Source organism: Allocoprococcus similis, from assembly GCF_054660775.1.
The window spans coordinates 54,022-72,682 of the sequence record NZ_BAAHSG010000012.1 but is presented as its reverse complement, the minus strand read 5'-3'; the positions used below and the strand labels follow the sequence as shown (position 1 = coordinate 72,682).

General features: G+C 44.3%; 18 protein-coding genes and 1 other annotated feature. All 18 genes read right to left on the bottom strand.

Translation table 11 applies throughout. From position 1 onward, the window contains the following. Nucleotides 1-21 precede the first annotated feature (21 nt). The 18 genes from ACYQ5K_RS07220 to ACYQ5K_RS07135 all read right to left on the bottom strand — a co-directional run bounded on the left by ACYQ5K_RS07220 (nucleotide 22) and on the right by ACYQ5K_RS07135 (nucleotide 18,547). Complete coding sequence (locus ACYQ5K_RS07220; RefSeq protein ID WP_173687415.1) at nucleotides 22-2,676, bottom strand: valine--tRNA ligase; 2,655 nt, start codon at nucleotides 2,674-2,676, stop codon at nucleotides 22-24. A 90-nt stretch (nucleotides 2,677-2,766) separates the two neighbouring features. Beyond that, nucleotides 2,767-2,997, bottom strand: a binding site (T-box leader). 194 nt (nucleotides 2,998-3,191) lie between these two features. After that, nucleotides 3,192-4,463, bottom strand: a complete 1,272-nt coding sequence (gene purD / locus ACYQ5K_RS07215; protein WP_173687414.1) for a phosphoribosylamine--glycine ligase — start codon at nucleotides 4,461-4,463, stop codon at nucleotides 3,192-3,194. 16 nt (nucleotides 4,464-4,479) lie between these two features. Continuing rightward, on the bottom strand, nucleotides 4,480-5,106 hold the full coding sequence (gene purN, locus ACYQ5K_RS07210; protein WP_173687413.1) for a phosphoribosylglycinamide formyltransferase: 627 nt from the start codon (nucleotides 5,104-5,106) through the stop codon (nucleotides 4,480-4,482). Then, on the bottom strand, nucleotides 5,100-6,125 hold the full coding sequence (gene purM / locus ACYQ5K_RS07205; RefSeq protein WP_055156423.1) for a phosphoribosylformylglycinamidine cyclo-ligase: 1,026 nt from the start codon (nucleotides 6,123-6,125) through the stop codon (nucleotides 5,100-5,102). Before purM ends, purN begins: the two co-directional genes overlap by 7 nt. A 43-nt stretch (nucleotides 6,126-6,168) precedes the next feature. Continuing rightward, complete coding sequence (gene purE, locus ACYQ5K_RS07200; RefSeq protein ID WP_008372927.1) at nucleotides 6,169-6,681, bottom strand: 5-(carboxyamino)imidazole ribonucleotide mutase; 513 nt, start codon at nucleotides 6,679-6,681, stop codon at nucleotides 6,169-6,171. A gap of 153 nt (nucleotides 6,682-6,834) precedes the next feature. Further along, nucleotides 6,835-8,871, bottom strand: a complete 2,037-nt coding sequence (locus tag ACYQ5K_RS07195; protein ID WP_173687412.1) for an aminopeptidase — start codon at nucleotides 8,869-8,871, stop codon at nucleotides 6,835-6,837. After that, a complete protein-coding gene (locus ACYQ5K_RS07190; RefSeq protein ID WP_173687411.1) occupies nucleotides 8,872-9,234 on the bottom strand; it encodes a DUF6142 family protein in 363 nt (120 codons plus the stop codon). After that, nucleotides 9,215-9,679: a VanZ family protein gene (locus tag ACYQ5K_RS07185; protein WP_117834969.1), complete on the bottom strand. Its 465-nt coding sequence runs from the start codon at nucleotides 9,677-9,679 to the stop codon at nucleotides 9,215-9,217. The genes ACYQ5K_RS07190 and ACYQ5K_RS07185 overlap by 20 nt, the downstream gene beginning before the upstream one ends. A 15-nt stretch (nucleotides 9,680-9,694) precedes the next feature. Next, nucleotides 9,695-9,847: a hypothetical protein gene (locus ACYQ5K_RS07180; protein WP_173687410.1), complete on the bottom strand. Its 153-nt coding sequence runs from the start codon at nucleotides 9,845-9,847 to the stop codon at nucleotides 9,695-9,697. Between the two features lie 12 nt (nucleotides 9,848-9,859). After that, nucleotides 9,860-10,540 (bottom strand): orotate phosphoribosyltransferase, encoded by a 681-nt coding sequence (pyrE, locus tag ACYQ5K_RS07175; RefSeq protein WP_008372917.1) that lies wholly within the window; start codon nucleotides 10,538-10,540, stop codon nucleotides 9,860-9,862. Between the two features lie 30 nt (nucleotides 10,541-10,570). Further along, the gene (locus ACYQ5K_RS07170) at nucleotides 10,571-11,473 is read right to left on the bottom strand and encodes a dihydroorotate dehydrogenase (protein ID WP_173687409.1); all 903 of its coding nucleotides are present in this window, start codon (nucleotides 11,471-11,473) and stop codon (nucleotides 10,571-10,573) included. After that, on the bottom strand, nucleotides 11,473-12,258 hold the full coding sequence (locus ACYQ5K_RS07165) for a dihydroorotate dehydrogenase electron transfer subunit (RefSeq protein ID WP_173687408.1): 786 nt from the start codon (nucleotides 12,256-12,258) through the stop codon (nucleotides 11,473-11,475). The genes ACYQ5K_RS07170 and ACYQ5K_RS07165 overlap by 1 nt, the downstream gene beginning before the upstream one ends. A gap of 71 nt (nucleotides 12,259-12,329) precedes the next feature. Further along, nucleotides 12,330-13,256: an orotidine-5'-phosphate decarboxylase gene (gene pyrF / locus ACYQ5K_RS07160; RefSeq protein ID WP_008372910.1), complete on the bottom strand. Its 927-nt coding sequence runs from the start codon at nucleotides 13,254-13,256 to the stop codon at nucleotides 12,330-12,332. Nucleotides 13,257-13,402: 146 nt separating this feature from the next. Beyond that, nucleotides 13,403-14,611, bottom strand: coding sequence for a S41 family peptidase (locus ACYQ5K_RS07155; protein ID WP_330585905.1), 1,209 nt, complete (start codon nucleotides 14,609-14,611; stop codon nucleotides 13,403-13,405). Between the two features lie 29 nt (nucleotides 14,612-14,640). Then, nucleotides 14,641-15,813: a murein hydrolase activator EnvC family protein gene (locus ACYQ5K_RS07150; RefSeq protein WP_173687407.1), complete on the bottom strand. Its 1,173-nt coding sequence runs from the start codon at nucleotides 15,811-15,813 to the stop codon at nucleotides 14,641-14,643. Nucleotides 15,814-15,839: 26 nt separating this feature from the next. Next, entirely contained in the window at nucleotides 15,840-16,748 is a 909-nt protein-coding gene (ftsX, locus tag ACYQ5K_RS07145) for a permease-like cell division protein FtsX (RefSeq protein ID WP_173687406.1), read from the bottom strand. After that, nucleotides 16,738-17,424, bottom strand: a complete 687-nt coding sequence (gene ftsE, locus ACYQ5K_RS07140; protein ID WP_008372900.1) for a cell division ATP-binding protein FtsE — start codon at nucleotides 17,422-17,424, stop codon at nucleotides 16,738-16,740. Before ftsE ends, ftsX begins: the two co-directional genes overlap by 11 nt. A gap of 34 nt (nucleotides 17,425-17,458) precedes the next feature. Next, entirely contained in the window at nucleotides 17,459-18,547 is a 1,089-nt protein-coding gene (locus ACYQ5K_RS07135; protein WP_008372899.1) for a PucR family transcriptional regulator, read from the bottom strand. Nucleotides 18,548-18,661: the final 114 nt, after the last annotated feature.

Sequence of the window (18,661 nt, the reverse complement as noted above, 5' to 3'; positions counted from 1 at the left end):
CTTAGTACTTTCCTGCAGTGATTATCTTCCTGCCTTTAAAGCCTCCAGACGTTCTTTCACCTGTTCCATCATTTGTGTATACTTTTCAAGCTTTGCTTTTTCTTCATCAACCTTTGCCTGTGGTGCTTTGCTGACGAATTTTTCATTTGAAAGCATTCCCTTTGCACGGTTGATTTCTTTTGTAAGCTTTTCTTCTTCTTTTGTCAGACGCTCGATTTCCTGTTCGAAGTCGATCAGCTCTTCCAGTGGTACATATACAGAAGCATCCGGTACTACGATTGATACGGCATCATCCGCAATACCTGCCTTATCAGCCTGGATAGCAAGTTCAGAAGCACTCATAAGCGGGCATGCGCATGTTGTCAGCTCTTCGAATCCTTCACAAAGCTTCTCATCTTCGCATACTACATAAACCTTTGCTTTACGGCTCGGCGGTACATTCATTTCTGCCCGCGCATTTCTGACACCGCGGATAACTTCTTTCATATGATCTGTTATATTTTCAGCGTCTGCATAGCACCAGTCTTCGGTAAACTGCGGCCAGTCTGACATCATCAGAGATTTTTCCTCCGGTACCAGTGCGCTGTAGATTTCTTCTGTTACAAATGGCATAAATGGATGTAACATCTTCAGTGCATTACCAAGAACCGTCTTCAGTGTCCAAAGTGCTGCATTGGCGCTCTTATAATTTTCATCTGAATGGTAGATCCTGTATTTTACAAGCTCGATGTACCAGTCACAGAATTCATCCCAGATAAAGTCATATACTTTCTGTACTGCAATACCCAGTTCAAATTTGTCCATGTTCTCAGTTACATCTTTTGCAAGTGTATTGACCTTTGATAAGATCCATTTATCTGTAACTTCCAGATCGGCTTCGTCCGGTTTGGAAATCACTTTGTCTTCCATATTCATCATGATAAATCTGGAAGCATTCCATACTTTATTGGCAAAGTTACGGCTGGATTCTACACGTTCGTTGTAGAAACGCATATCATTTCCAGGTGCATTTCCTGTGATCAGAGTCAGACGGAGTGCATCTGCACCGTACTCATCAATGACCTCCAGCGGATCGATACCATTTCCAAGAGATTTACTCATCTTACGGCCCTGGGAATCCCTTACCAGTCCATGGATCAGAACGGTATGGAACGGTGCTTTTCCAGTATGTGCATATCCGGAGAATACCATACGGATTACCCAGAAGAAAATAATGTCATATCCGGTTACCAGTACATCTGTCGGATAGAAATACTTGAGGTCTTCTGTCTCTTCCGGCCATCCAAGTGTTGAGAACGGCCACAGTGCTGAACTGAACCAGGTATCCAGTGTATCTTCATCCTGTGTCAGATGTGTGCAGCCGCAGTGCGGGCATTTTTCCGGCATCTCACGTGCAACAACCACTTCTCCACATTCATCACAATAGTAAGCCGGGATTCTGTGTCCCCACCAGATCTGACGTGAAATACACCAGTCACGGATATTTTCCAGCCAGTTCAGGTAGATCTTACCGAAACGTTCCGGTACGAATTTTAATTCGCCGGTCTTGATCGCATTGATCGCCGGTTTGGCAAGCTCATCCATCTTAACAAACCACTGTGGTTTGATCATCGGTTCAACGGTTGTCTTACATCTGTCATGTGTTCCAACGTTGTGTACATGTTCTTCGATGCTTACAAGGTATCCTTCTTTTTCCAGATCTTCTACGATTGCTTTTCTTGCTTCGTAGCGGTCCATTCCGGAATATCTTCCGTATCCTTCTACGATGGTAGCATCATCATTCAGGATGTTGATTTCCGGAAGATCATGTCTCTTTCCTACTTCAAAGTCATTCGGGTCATGTGCCGGTGTGATCTTAACCGCACCTGTTCCGAATTCTTTATCAACGTAAGCGTCTGCCACGATCGGGATCTCTCTTCCAACTAACGGAAGGATGACATTCTTTCCTACGATATCTTTGTACCTGTCATCGTCCGGGTGTACGGCGATCGCTGTATCTCCAAGCAGAGTTTCCGGACGTGTAGTCGCGATCTCAAGGAAACGGTCTGTTCCTACGATCGGGTACTTGATGTGCCAGAAATGTCCTGCCTGTTCCTCGTGCTCAACTTCTGCGTCAGAAAGGGAAGTCTTACATACCGGACACCAGTTGATGATTCTGGAACCTTTGTAGATAAATCCTTTTTCGTGAAGACGAATGAATACTTCTTTGACCGCATTCGAGCATCCTTCATCCATGGTGAAACGTTCTCTGTCCCAGTCACAGGATACACCAAGCTTTTTCAGCTGACCTTCGATAGTTCCTGCGTACTCTTCTTTCCACTGCCAGGTTCTCTTAAGGAATCCTTCTCTTCCGAGTTCTTTCTTATCAATTCCTTCTGCCTTTAACTGGTTTGTAACCTTTACTTCTGTTGAAATTGCAGCGTGGTCTGTTCCCGGGATCCACAGTGCATTATATCCCTGCATTCTCTTGTAACGGATCAGGATATCCTGAAGTGTATTATCAAGAGCATGTCCCATATGCAGCTTACCGGTGATATTCGGTGGCGGCATTACCGTTGTAAATGGTTTCTTACTTCTGTCAACTTCAGCGTGAAAATACTTTTCTTCACACCATTTTTCATAAAGTTTCGCTTCAATCTCTTTCGGATTGTAGGTCTTTTCAAGATTCTTACTCATTGTTTCCTCCTCTTATAAGTACACCGCGCACTTTGCTTTCTTCTATATAATAGAACATTGTAAATGAATAAAAAACACCCTTTACAAAACGTAAAGGGCGTGTATAAACGCGGTACCACCTTTGTTCCACGAAATAGATTCATCTCGTATCTCTCACAGTTCTATAACGGAAACCACCCCGTGACATCCTACTCGCCCTTTTCAGATATCCGGCTCAAAAGCTACCTTCCGCAGTCGCTTCCCGCAAACCGTCTCTCAGCCCCTGAACGGTTCTCTCTTCTTCGGACTAACCTGCATACTCCTCTTTCTCATTGCCTTTCCCATAACTATTGATAATCATAGTATTCAAAGTTCGATTTGTCAAGAAGTTCATGAAATCTTTAGAACTTCTTAAAGATTCCCACACGGCAAATCAAAAATACGCCTGCTGTGTTCCGATACCCGCATCCAGCATCTGCCTTCTCCGGCACAAAGGGCGGAACCTCTCCACCTCTGAAAGATCCCGCCCTGAAATTCTATGCCTCGTCAATCGCCTTTCCGATATCGTGGCGCATATATTTGTTATCGAATTTAACCCATTCGGTTGCTTTGTAAGCATTGGCACGTGCTTCTTTGAGCGTTGCTCCTTTGGCTGTCACACCGAGGACACGTCCTCCGTTGGTTACGATCTGGTCTCCGTCGAATTTGGTTCCGGCATGGAAGCAGTAGTAACCTTCATGCTTCTTGAACTCGTCAAGGCCTGTGATCGGAAGTCCTTTTTCATAAGCGACCGGATAACCGTCAGATGCAAGTACCACACAGACTGCTGCATTGTCTTCAAACTGAAGATCTACCTGCTCCAGTGTTCCGTCGATGCAGGCTTCGATCACATCAATCAGATCATTCTTCATACGCGGAAGAACAACCTGTGCCTCAGGATCTCCGAATCTGGCATTGTATTCCAGAACCTTCGGTCCGTCTTCGGTAAGCATCAGTCCGAAGAAGATGATCCCCTTGAACTCTCTTCCCTCTGCTGCCATTGCATCTACCGTCTTCTGGTACACATATTTCCGGCAGAATTCGTCAACTTCTTCTGTATAGAAAGGACTCGGTGAGAAGGTTCCCATACCACCGGTATTCAGTCCCTGGTCTCCGTCTTTGGCTCTCTTGTGATCCTGCGCGCTTGTCATAGTCTTGATTGTCTTTCCGTCTACAAATGAAAGAACAGAAACCTCACGTCCTGTCATGAATTCTTCTACAACCATGGTATTACCGGATGCACCGAATTTCTTGTCCAGCATGATCTCTTTCACGCCGTCTTTTGCTTCTTCCAGCGTATTGCAGATCAGTACACCTTTTCCAAGTGCCAGACCATCTGCCTTCAGAACGATCGGGAATTTGGCTGTCTCCAGATAAGCCAGCGCTTCGTCTGCATTGTCAAAGTTCTCATATGCTGCGGTCGGGATGTCATATTTTTTCATCAGATCTTTTGAAAACGCCTTGCTTCCCTCCAGGATTGCTGCATTTTTTCTTGGTCCGAATGCGCGGATCCCGGCTTTTTCAAATTCATCTACAAGACCGCCAACCAACGGATCATCCATTCCTACGATTGCCAGATCGATCTCTTTTTCTTTTGCAAATGTAACCAGCTTGTCAAATTCCATCGCACCAATCGGCACACATTCTGCAAGCTCTGCAATCCCGGCATTTCCCGGTGCACAGTACATCTTCTCTACCTTGCTGCTCTTTGCTACACAATATGCGATTGCATGTTCTCTTCCGCCGCCGCCTACGATCAATACTTTCATTGGTGCTCCTCCTTCTCTAACGGGCAACTGATACCCTGCCATCTTTTACGGTTACTTTTCCATTTGCGATCAGGTCGATCGCATGTGGAAGGATCTTCCACTCCGCCTGCTCCATCACACGTCTCTGCAGAACCTCCGGTGTATCGCCTTCTTCTACTTCAACAGCCTTCTGGAGAATGATCGGACCGGTATCCGTTCCTTCGTCTACAAAATGTACGGTTGCTCCAACCACCTTCACCCCTCTGGCGAGTGCCGCCTCATGAACCTTCAGTCCATAGTATCCTGTTCCGCAGAATGACGGGATCAGAGATGGATGGATATTGATGATCTTATTCCGGTATCTGCTGATCATTTCTTCCGGGATCACAACCAGAAATCCCGCCAGAACGATCAGATCCGGTTTCAGTTCGTCTACTTTTTCAAGAAAGACTTTATTAAACTCTTCTCTTGTCTCAAAATCCTTCGGTGAAACGCACTGTGCCGGGATCTGATGATTCCCGGCTCTTTCCAGCGCATATGCGTTCTTATTATTGCTGATGACACCGACCAGCTTAGTGTTTGTGATCGTGCCATTTTCTACTGCATCAATGATTGCCTGCAGATTGGTTCCGCCTCCGGATACAAGTACAGCAACTCTTAGCATAAAGTAACTCCTTTTTCTCCTGCTTCTACATAACCAACCACAAATGCTTCATCTCCGGCTTCTTTCATTGCCTTAATTGTAGCATCTACATCCTTTTCATCGACAGCGACAACCATACCGATACCCATATTGAAGGTATTGTACATCATCTCTTCTGCAATGTTACCGGTCTTTGCGATCAGGTTGAAGATTGCAGGGATTTCATAGCTGTCCTTCTTTACCACTGCACGGATTCCTTCCGGAAGCATTCTCGGAATATTTTCATAGAATCCACCGCCTGTGATATGGCTGCATCCTTTGACTCTCACACCGGCTTCTTTTACGTTCTTCAGTGCTTTTACATAAATTCTGGTCGGAGCAAGAAGTGCTTCGCCAAGTGTTTTTCCTAATTCATCATAGTATGTGTTTAAGGATTCTTCTGTAATGTCGAATACCTTACGAACCAGTGAAAATCCATTGCTGTGAACCCCTGTAGACGGCATTGCAACAAGTACATCACCTGGCTTAATATCAGAACCGTCGATAATGTCTTTCTTATCTACAACTCCGACTGCAAAACCTGCAAGGTCGTAATCATTCTCCGGCATCAGTCCCGGATGCTCTGCTGTCTCTCCACCTACAAGTGCACATCCTGACTGCTTGCAGCCCTCTGCCACACCGCTTACGATGGTAGCGATCTTTTCCGGGTAATTCTTGCCACAGGCAATATAATCCAGGAAGAATAACGGTTCTCCACCGGAGCATGCGATATCATTCACACACATGGCAACGGCATCAATACCGATCGTATCATGCTTGTCCATTACAAATGCAAGCTTCACCTTTGTTCCGCATCCATCTGTTCCGGAAAGAAGTACTGGTTCTTCCATATTCTTGATTCCGCTTAGATCAAATGCACCTGCAAAACCGCCAAGTCCGCCTAACACTTCCGGTCTCATGGTTTCTTTTACATGCTTTTTCATAAGTTCTACTGATTTATATCCTGCCTCGATATCTACGCCGGCTGTCTTATAATCCAACATTTTCTATATCCTCCTGGTATTTTCACTGACATCTGTATGCCTACATCTGCTTGATATATTCTTTGTGTCCGATTTTTTCAAGCTTTTCTGCTTTTTTCTGGACGGTTTCTTTCATTTCTGCAGTATAATCCTTCAGTTTCTGAAGAAGCTCAGGATCTGAGGTTGCAAGAATCTTTGCAGCCAGAATTGCTGCGTTTGCTCCGCCGTCGATCGCAACTGTGGCAACCGGGATTCCAGGCGGCATCTGAACGATTGAATAGAGTGCGTCGACACCCTCCAGATTCTTCCCTGACATTGGGATTCCGATAACCGGCATCGGGAAGATTGCTGCACACATTCCAGGAAGATGTGCTGCCATACCTGCACCTGCAATAATTACTTTGAAGTCTTTTGCTTCTGCAGACTTCGCATATTCATAGAATACGTCAGGCTCACGGTGTGCCGAGATGATCGTCATCTCATAATCGATTCCAAACTTTTCCAGCATGTCAGCAGCTTTTCCCATTACTTTCATATCTGAGTCGCTGCCCATTACGATTCCTACTTTTGGCATAATGATCTCCTTTTCTTTTATCTATAAGTATTTTAATAAATAGCTAACCACTTATAAGTTATTTTACTAAGTCTGTTGCGGTATGTCAACCGTTACTTATCTGACCATTATTTATTTTTACTTATTGGTATTATTGAAAATCCATAACTAATACTAATTCAGAGGTTCATTGAGGATCTCTGTTCCCGGAAGAACAAACCGTCCATCACGGATAATTTCTGTCTCTGTTCCGTCTTTTGCCACCACAACAATGCTTCCCAGCTCATCATAAGGGATGGTGATATCGGTATGGCACTGGAAATATGCTTTCGACGGATCCTCTTTTCTCAAGATCGATATGCTGTTGTCTCTTGCAATGATCTCTTTTCCATCCGGATTGTAAACCTTTACATCCTCTGCCCAGTTGTAGCAGGTATCCCCTACTGCAAAATGCGGCCCCGTCTTTTCGGCGATCAGGATCGTATATTTGTCTGCAATATCATATTTCTTCGCAACCGCATAAGCTGTGGTATTGGTTCCGATCGCAAACTCGCCGATCGGAAGTGTCTGGTGATTGTGCAGAATATTATCGAAAATATATTTTTTATTTTCTTCTTCTGAATCAAAATTGGTGCAGGTATACTCTGTGATCTTTCCTTCTTTAAAACTGATCTTCAGATTGTAATACGGAAGTCCATGAAGGAATACCTTACTCACAAAAAGGGTGCCTTCTGTTCCTTCCAGTACCGGAGAAGTGAACACCTCACCTACCGGGATATTGACATCGGCAACACAGTTTTCAAAGATCGTCTCTTTTGCCGGATCAGCAAGCGGATGAAGCATCACTTTCAGATCCGTCTGGTTTTCGCCTGAGCCTGTTACTTTTACATACTCCCCTTTATCCAGTGCATCGATCATAGTCTGCTGCACCTTCTGGTAAAGCTTGTAATCCAGTGTATTGATCTTGATGGTTTCGTCAAAAATCTCATGATACTGCTCTCCGATTTCCGGAACCGGCCAGGAAATGATCGTAAAGCTTCTCTCATCTCCCGGAAGATATTCATTGGTCAGACGTCCGGCTCTTCCATTCATCGCAACCAGAAGTTCTTCCTGTTTTTCACTTAACTTAACTGCCTCCGGTTTTGCCTGTGGAACAAAGGTCTTTTCCCCGAAAATATCAATGACCGCCGGTCCTGCATAACCTGCTGCAATCTCTTTATTCTGCTCATAAGTGGTGCGCATGACTTCCAGCTTGCGCTCTACATATTGCTTGTCCATCACAAGCCCGATATCATCCCGGTGATCATAGATGTACTGCCTGTTACCGGAAATATTGAAGAATCCGATCTGGCTGTTGCGCCCTCTTGTGATCACGCTGTGGCTGGTACGAAAAATCGTTGGCTTTAATCCCATTTTTTCAAAATTCTCAATGGCTTTCTTTACGATCCGTTCGAATCCCATTGCATAGTAAATATTGACCACAGATTTTTTTGACAGATCTTTTCCGGTATTTACAAAGCCGATCCGGTATCCTTCACTGAAGGTATCTGCCATCTTATCAATCTTCTCCTGTGGAAGGGAATTTAAATAAGCTGCTGTGCCTCTTTCATTTTCTCCCACGTATTCTCCCATACGGTAGAGGTAACGCAGATCGGAAAGATCTTCATTCATGATCATATTCACAATAAAGCATCCACTTTCCGGATCGATCTGGTCTTTGATGCGGTCTGCTGCAAAGACATCACAGTAATCACTTGCATACCAGTAAAAGATTTCCTTCAGGCTTTCCGGCTGCGGCTGCTTTTCTTCTTCAAATTTGTTGTAGATTTCAATAAAAAGCTCTGCTCCTATCACAACATACTCCATACGCTGTTCCTGAACATAAGAAATGCTTCCGCGGATCTCGGTGTAAACCGCAGATAAAAAGCTTCCAAGCTCTTCTCCCAGCACCGAAACCGCATAAGCCGGATTTGCATAAGATTTCTCATAGTTTGCTTCAAGTTCGTCTGCATAAAGATCCTTCATCTCTTCCTGCAGTTCTTCTTCTGACATCTCTTTCTGCTTTCCGCTCTCCACATTCTGTTTCAGCTCATCAAGCTTTAAAATAAACCGAGCCACATGCTGGAAATACTCCCGATATGGCTCTGCTACTGTTTTTTCTTCTATTATTGCTTTCATTCTGTCAATTGCCAGATTATATCTTTCTTCCATTTATACACATCCTCTTATAAATACTAAGATCAGGGCAAGTAAAACAAGTCCGTTTACAACGATTCCGATCTTGCAGGTCAGATAATTTTTATCTCTTTCTTTAAATCCTTTTACACCCGTTACAATACCGATGCAGGCAAGAATCATATCGAAAACTCCAAAGCTTCCTACCATCGCTGCTGATTTCCCTTTATTCATAAATGCCATTACAATCAATCCCGCTATCACTGCCGTAACAAGTACTGCCATCACACAGGACCAGATTCCCTTGCGGGAATGCTTTCTTTTTATCTGACCATACTTCCGGTTTCTTTTATTTCTGTCTCTTTCACGTGCTCTTTTTTTATCTCTCCTGCTTCGCATCGTGCCATCTCCTTATCATATTACAAATCGCGAAGACGATATACCCGATCACACCGCCAAGGGTATTGAGCAGCATATCATCCACATCAAAACTCCCCACTCTTGTTACCAGCTGAAAGCACTCCACAAAGAAGCTCACTCCAAAACTGTAGAAAAGGGTAAGAAAAAAGCTGCGATACCGGCTTGCCATCGGCATAAAAAATCCAAATGGCACGAAAATCAGGACATTTCCGAACAGATTTGCATAAGCTACCCATCCCAAAACATCTCGATACAGCCAAAATCTTTTTATTTCACAGAAAAGAACCAGGTTATAATGATATTCCCCGGTTCCTTCCCGTCCATACCAGTCAGAAAAAATCAGAAAGTAAAATAAAAATCCAATATACAGGACAAATAAAATCTTTCCAAGAACCCGAAGTCTTTTTCTGTTCTTTGCTTTCAACTTAAAGCGCCCTTCCTAAAATGTCAGTCCCTTTTTCGCACCAAGCAGCTTTCCACCGCTGACAAGCAGAATGATCCCGGTTGTCACACCAATAACGATAGAAATAATTCCGATCGCGATATTTGCACCGCCGGCAAGTCCCATCACTTTATATGTCTTTTCTGTCACTGTAACTCCTCCTTATTTTGCGCCATACTGTTCATAGTATGCGTCGATTGCAGCCTTGATCTTGTCATCGATAACAATTTCACCATTGCATGGTTTGTTGTACAGATGCTCTACTACATCCTTCATGGTTACGATTGCATTAGTTTCAAATCCGTAAAGGTCCTTTACTTCATCGAGTGCGCATTTCACGCCGCCTTTTCCAACTTCCATACGGTCAAGGGATACCATCAGTCCAACAATTGTTACATCAGCGGCTCCTCTTACCTTCGGTACAGTCTCTTCCATGGATTTGCCGGATGTGGTGACATCTTCGATCATAACCACGCGGTCTCCGTCCTGAAGCTTGCTTCCGAGGAAGCTTCCCTTATCTGCTCCGTGATCTTTTTCTTCTTTACGGTCTGAGCAGTAACGGATCTCTTTTCCGTATAATTCACTGTAAGCGATCGCAGTTACAACTCCAAGCGGGATTCCCTTGTAAGCAGGTCCGAATAATACATCAAAATCATCCCCGTATTTGTCATGGATTGCTTTTGCGTAGTATTCACCGAGTCTCTTGAGCTGTGAACCGGTCACATAAGCACCTGCGTTCATGAAGAACGGTGACTTTCTTCCGCTTTTCAGTGTAAATTCTCCAAATTTAAGAACGTGGCTTTCTACCATAAAATCAATAAATTCCTGTTTGTAACTTTCCATTTTATTTATCCTCCATCTCTTATCTGTTCTTTATTTTACAATTCCAACCATATCTTTCACAGACTCAAAGCCATTCTTCTTCATGTAGGCTTCAATTCCATCGATCACTTCCATCGTCACTGCCGGATTGTGGAAGTTGGCTGTTCCTACGGATACGGCACTTGCTCCTGCAAGAAGGAACTCAATCGCATCTTCTGCACAGGAAATACCGCCCATTCCGATGATCGGGATGTTCACTGCCTGTGCTACCTGATATACCATGCGTACAGCGATCGGTTTGACGATCGGTCCGGATACGCCTCCGGTCTTATTTGCCACCGCAAATGTCTTACGATTGATATCAATCTTCATACCGGTCAGCGTATTGATCAGGGAAACTGCGTCTGCTCCACCTGCTTCTGCCGCTTTTGCTATCTCGGTGATATCCGTTACATTCGGTGTCAGCTTCATGATGATCGGCTGCTTTGCGATCTTCTTGATCTGTCCGGTCAGCTCCTCTACATGCTTTGCATCCTGTCCGAAAGCGAGGAATCCTGCATTAACATTCGGGCAGGAAATGTTGATTTCCATCATATCGATCGGTTCATCCGCAAGGCGTTCTACCACTTCAAGATACTCTTCCGGTGCATGTCCGCAGACATTCACAATGATCTTGGTATCGTAATTTTTCAGATACGGAATGTCTCTTTTACAGAACAGCTCGATTCCCGGGTTCTGAAGTCCGATGGCATTCATCATTCCACCATAGACTTCGGCTACACGCGGAGTCGGATTGCCCGGCCACGGTACATTTGCCACACCTTTTGTCGTCACTGCTCCAAGCTTGTTCAGATCTACAAATTCAGAAAACTCTTCTCCTGATCCGAAGGTTCCTGATGCCACTGTTACCGGATTCTTCCATTCTACTCCGGCAATATTTACACGCATATCCATTAGATTTCCACCTCCGTAGAAAGAAATACCGGTCCGTCTTTACAGATACGTTTGTTGTGCACATTGCTGTGCGCATCCTTTTCTTTTGACTTGCATACGCACGCAAGACAGGCACCGATTCCACATGCCATTCTCTCTTCCAGAGAAATGTAGCATTCGATTCCATTTGCTTCTGCATACTGTTTGATTGCGCGGAGCATCGGAGTTGGTCCGCAGGCATAGATCATATCTGCTTCCAGTGCATTCTCACGGATCGCATCCATGACATTTCCCTTTGTTCCGACACTGCCATCTTCGGTTGAGATATAAAGCTCTCCTGCCTGTTCAAATTCTTCTTTCAGGAAGGTATGTGCATCACGGTATCCAACCACGATCTGCTTTTTCTCACATTCCATCTGCTTTGCAAGCTCCAGGATCGGCGGCACACCGATTCCTCCTCCCATCAGAAATACCTTCTTTCCTTCGGCCTTCTCAAATGGGAATCCATTACCAAGTGGTCCGATCACCGGAATTGTATCTCCTGCCTTCATCTGTGAAAATTCTTCTGTTCCGGTTTTTTCCCCTGTTACACGGTAAACCACACGAAGTTTTCCACCTTCTTTATCGATCTCGCAAATACTGATCGGGCGTGGAAGAAGCTTGCTGCCATCATTGGTATACATGGAAATAAACTGCCCCGGTCTTGCACTCCCTGCTGCTTCTGTCTGGATCCACATACTGAAGATTCCATCTGCAAGCTGTTCCTGCGATACAACCTTTGCCTGTTCTTTTTTCTTTGTAGTCATCTTCTATTCTCCTATAATCCGGATTTGCCGGTATGTCAGAAGCTTCTGTCACACCGGCTCATTCTTTTCTCTTATCTGTTCTCAAGCGCGCCTTTGATATCTGCTACCATGGCTTCTACTGCTGCACGGGATGCATCTCCAAAGTTCTCTGCACCATATTTTGCATAAGCTTCCTGCTTATATGCTGCAATAATTCCTCTGGATGAATTTACGATTGCTCCAAGTCCGTCTTCATTGAAGAAATGAACCAGATCTTTTCCTTTTCCACCTTGTGCACCGTATCCCGGAACCAGAATGTAAGATTTCGGCATTACTTTACGAAGGACTTTTCCCATCTCCGGATAAGTAGCGCCTACAACAGCTCCGATGTAGCTGTAATCATCACCCATGCAGTCTGCTCCCCACTCGGCAACCTTTTCTCCGACCAGTTCGTAAAGCGGACGTCCGTCGATCAGCCGATCCTGGAATTCTCCACTGGATGGGTTGGATGTCTTAACAAGGATAAAGAGACCTTTTTTCTCTTCTTTACATACTTCGATAAATGGCTTAACTCCGTCAGATCCAAGGTACGGATTCACAGTAGCGAAATCTTCATCGAACGGTACATAGGATTTGCTTCCTACCTGAACTCTTCCAAGATGTCCAACAGCATATGCTGCTGAAGTAGAACCGATATCGCCTCTCTTGATATCTCCGATGACAACAAGTCCCTTTTCTTTACAGTAGTCTACCGTCTTCTTGAATGCCTGAAGTCCCGGGATTCCGAACTGTTCGTACATAGCGATCTGCGGTTTAACTGCCGGAATCAGATCATAAGTCTTATCCACGATCTCTTTATTGAACTGCCAGATAGCTTCTGCTGCTCCTTCCAGAGTCTCACCATACTCTGCAAATGCCTTTTTCTGTACCTGCTCTGGTACATAGGAAAGCATCGGATCCAGTCCGACAACGATAGGTGCTCCTGTTTTTTTAATGTTAGCGACTAATTTGTTAATCATCTTATTCCCTCCAGTTTTCTATTTATATTTTTACTGTAACAGAAAATATTATCTTTTTGTTACCTGAAAAAAAATATTCTTTACTTATGATATCATATTAAAAACTAAAAGGGAATGCCGTTTTCGGCATTCCCTCCGGATTTCTGTTATTGATTGATTTTATTTCTTACCTGTTCCAATGCTGCATCAAGCTGATTATCTGCATCCGGATTATTCTCATCCTGCTGATATTCAACTTCTACATCCGGTGTAATTCCTTTTTTGTGAATATTTCTTCCATTCGGAGTATAGTACTCAGCCATTGTCAGTTTCACACAGGTTCCGTCTCCAAGATCAAAGATCTGCTGAACGATTCCTTTTCCGTAAGTTGTTGTTCCCACGATCGGTCCAAGTCCGTAGTCCTGGATCGCTCCGGCAAAAATCTCGGAAGCACTTGCACTGTTGCCGTCAACAACAACCGCCATCGGCTTCGTAAACTGGTGTTCATCATCCGATGAGATCACCTCTTCGTGACCACTCTTGTCTTTTGTTGACACGATCGTACCTTTTGGCAACAGCAGATCCAGCATCTGTGTGACTGTCGCAAGATTGCCTCCCGGATTCGCCCGAAGATCAACCACAAGTCCTTTCATCCCCTGATCCTCCAGACTGTCAAGTGCACTCTTGAACTGGTCGTAGGTCACACTGTCAAATTCCGTAACCCGGATATAACCGATCTGGTCATCCTTCATTTCAGACTTGACTGTCTCCACCTGGATTTTTCTCCGGGTAACTGTCATCGTCACTTCCTTCGCATCATCCCCACGCAGGACTGTGATATCAACAGTCGTATTCTCTACACCGCGGATCAGCTGTACAACATCGGAAAGATCCGTTCCACTTACATCCTTATCTCCGACCTTATACAGAATATCATTCGCCTGGATACCTGCTTCATTCGCCGGGCTGTTCTCATAAACCTGAACTGCAGTGATCACCTTAGTTTCCTGATTCTGCGAAAAAACAACTCCGATTCCCGAATACTCTCCCGAAGTTGATTCCTGCAGGGATTTGGTCTGTTCTTCATCATAATATACAGAATACGGATCCCCCAGTGCATTAATGTATCCACTGTAAAGTCCGTTCTCCAGATCTTCTTCTTTCAAATCATCTGTATAAAGATAATTTTCATCAATCAGCTTTTTCAGTTTATTCAGTTTTTTCTCTTCCTGCGCATTTACGACCTTTTCCTGACTGGTCCCAAGGTCTACACCTGCGACATTCATAATTCCAAGTGCCGCAGCACCTACCATAAACATGGCGAGGGCGCCTGCAAGCGCCCCCTTCCAAAAATTCTTTTTATTATTTTCCATCATTTACTCTTTCATACCTGTTATGTATTATCTTACAGATAGTTCAGTGGATTGACCGGTACACCACCTACATGAACTTCAAAGTGAAGATGTGGTCCTGTGGAAATTCCGGTCGTACCGACATTTCCGATCACCTGACCTCTTGCCACCGTCTGTCCCACGGTAACGCTCATCGAACTCAGATGCTGATACCATGTCTGCATTCCATTACCGTGATTGATTACGATGTAATTTCCACGTGCACTGTTGTACTGTGCGGTAATAACGGTTCCGGAATCAGCCGCATAAACTGCTGCTCCGTATCCTGCACCATAATCGATTCCGTCATGACCGGTTGTTGCACCTGCAGTCGGTGCCACACGTCCGCCAAAGCCACTGGTAATCGCTGCCCCCGGCACCGGATGTGTAAGTGATCCGGTTCCCGTTGCACTTGCATTGCTGCTTGTATTGCCTGAACTGCTTGTTCCTGACGAAGCTGATGCCTGAGCTGCCGCCGCTGCCTGTGCAGCCTGAGCGGCTGCCGTTGCTTCTGCTTCTTTTCTGCGGGCTTCTGCCGCCTCTGCTTCTGCAATCAGCTGCTTCAGTTTGTCAGCATTACTGCTGATCTCAGATGTCAGGTTATCGATCTGAATGTTCTTATCTGCAAGAAGCTTTTCTACATTTGCCTGTTCTCCCGCAAGTTCATCCTGCAGGTTTTCCAGCTCTGCATACTCTTTTTTAAGTGCATTTTCTCTGTTCTCGACATCTTTTCTTGTATCTTCGTATTCTACAAGAAGTTCACGGTCGCATTTGGAAATCTTGTTGATGTATTCTGCTTTGTTCAGCAGATCTGCAATACTGTTAGCTTCCATCAGGATCTCCAGGAATTCATTGCTCCCGTTCTCATACATATACTTGATACGCAGCTTCATCGTCTGGTACTGGTCATCTTCGTTGGCTTTCGCAGTTACCAGCTCTGTCTCTGCATCATTGATCTCAGTCTCTTTTGCAGTCAGATCTGACTGTGTCTTCTCCATCTTTGATACAATGGAATCCAGTTCCGAAGAAAGTTCCGACTTCTCCGCCTCAGCCGTATTCTTCTGCTGTTCCAGCTCCTGCTGCTTCTTTTTCGCATCCGAAATATCATCAGCCTGTGCCGGAATTACCATACCGAAGCAAAGCGTAAACGCCAGTAACGCCCCAAGTATCTTTTTCCCTCTTATCATATTCGTCTCCCTTAAATATTATGCGACTAGACTCTTAAGTGCTTTCTAATCGTAAAGAAACTTCCTACAAAACCAATTCCGATTCCCAGTAAAAGTCCGACCGGAAGCAGTGTCTTGTATACCTGTCCCACCGGAAGGAAATCCAGAATATTATTCAGCAGACTGAATTTTGTAAGAATATAAGTAATTGCTTTGTTATAAAGTATATAAAGGATACCAAGCGGAATCGCCGCACCGACAAGACCGATCAGGATACCTTCAATGATGAACGGTGCCCGTACAAAACCATCCTTCGCACCGATATATTTCATGATTGCAATCTCTTCCCTTCGGACAGTAATACCCATTGTGACCGTATTGCTGATCAGGAAAATAGATACTGCCAGAAGAATCGCGATGATAACAGCCGATACATACCATACCAGCTTGTTCACGCTGTTCAGTGTATTTGCTACGGTATCTGATTTGTTAACCTTGCGAACCCCGTCAAGGCTTTCCGCAAAGGAAACCAGCTTCTTCTGTGAAGCCACATCTGTCATATATACTTCATAGTTGTCAGATCCTGCCAGAGGATTATCATTTTTAAATCCTTCTGCAAGGTCACTTGATTCGCCAAAATACTGATCCTTAAATGTCTCCCACGCTTCGTCTGCAGACACATACTTGATCTCTTTTACACCATCCTGCTTTTTAAGCTGTGTACCAATATTATCAATCTGCTCCTGCGTTGCATCATCATTGAAAAATACAGTGATCGCCACGCCTTCTTCTGCTTTGTGTACAATATACTGGAAGTTCATAATAATTGAGAAAAACAGTCCGAACACAAAGATACATGCAGCCATAGTTGCAACAGATGCCAGTGAAAACATCTTATTTCTTCCAATATTCTTAACTCCCTGTTTCACGGAGTATCCAACTGTACTAATCCTCATGCTTATACCCACCTTCTTGTTCGTCGCTGACAATGACACCCTTCTTCATCGTAATAACGCGCTTTTTCATCTCGTTTACAATTTCCTGGTTGTGAGTAACTACCAGAACTGTAGTTCCTCTCTCGTTCGCTTCTTCAAGAAGTTTCATGATCTCCCATGAGTTGGTTGGATCCAGGTTTCCTGTCGGTTCGTCAGCCAGCAAAATGGCAGGCTCATTTACAACAGCTCTGGCAATTGCAACTCTCTGCTGTTCCCCACCGGACAATTCCTTCGGGAATGCTTTGTACTTCTGTGCCAGTCCGACAAGTGACAGAGCTGCCGGCACTTTCTTTTTGATCACACGGGTAGATTTCTCAGTAACCCGCTGTGCAAATGCAATATTCTCATAAATATTGCGGTCTTTCAGAAGTCTGAAATCCTGGAATACAACGCCGATTCCTCTTCTGTACTGCGGAATCTGGCGATGTTTCATACGATTCAGATTCTGACCGTTGACAATAATCGTACCTGACGTTGGTTCGATCTCCTTCATCAGAAGACGTATCAACGTAGACTTTCCGGAACCGCTGTCTCCAACTACGAATACGAACTCTCCCTGTTCGATCCGAAGGTTGATACCATTGAGCGCAGCAATACCCTTCGAGTATTCCTTGGTAACTTCTTTAAGTTCTATCATATGCTCCTCCTAATTATCCATACTCCGATATAACTTAATACTCCAGTGTTTCCATGTATTTCATATATTTGACTACCATCAGCGCGATCTTGAATGTGATTGCATCCTCAAATACGCGCAGATCCAGTCCTGTGCTCTTCTGCAGTTTGTCAAGACGGTACACCAGTGTATTTCTGTGAATATACAGCTGTCTTGATGTCTCGGAAACATTCAGGCTGTTCTCAAAGAACTTATTGATGGTCGTGAGCGTCTCTTCATCAAATTCGTCCGGAGATTTCCCCTCAAAAATTTCGCGGATAAACATCTTGCAGAGCGGAATTGGAAGCTGATAGATCAGTCGTCCGATTCCAAGCGCACTATATGCAATAACTTCCTTCTCGTCGAAGAAGATCTTTCCTACATCGAGCGCAAGCTTCGCTTCTTTGTAAGACTTGGATACTTCTTTGATGTCATTGACGATCGTACCATATGCGATACGGATATTCTCTTCTCCTTCTGCTTTCAGAAGATCGAGAATCTCATGCGCAGTCTTGTCCATCTCCGGATATCCATCGCCAGGACCTAATTCTTTTACTACGATGATGTTCTTCTCATCAACTGCTGTAATAAAGTCCTTGCCCTTTCCACCCAGAACAGAACGGAGACTGTCAAGCGCACTGACATCTCTTTCCCGAGAAGTCTCAACTATAAAGATATCACGTTTTACCTCTGTGTCAATATGTAATTTTTTGGCGCGATTATAAATATCCACCAGAAGAAGGTTGTCAAGAAGAAGATTTTTGATGAAATTATCCTTATCAAAACGCTCCTTATATGCTACCAGAAGATTCTGGATCTGAAAGGCTGCAATCTTGCCAACCATATAAACATCTTCACTGCCGCCATTGGCGATCAGAATATACTCCAGCTGGTGTTCATCATAAATTTTGAAAAACTGATACCCCTGAATCACCTGGCTTTCTGCCGGAGATTCTACAAATGAAAGAACGGCATTCTCATAATCTCCAGGCTCCGGAAATGTTGTCGCCAAAGTCTTTCCATCTGTATCCATCACTCCAAGATCAATCCTTGTAATTGATTTCAACCCTTCAATTGTATTCTGCAGTATCTGATTTGATATCATATTCTCTTTCCTCCATCCTCCGTGGTTCTATACACTTTGTACAATCTTCATCCCCCGCAACTGTGGACTTAGCCATATACATATATAATACTTTAATACATATTACCAAAAAAA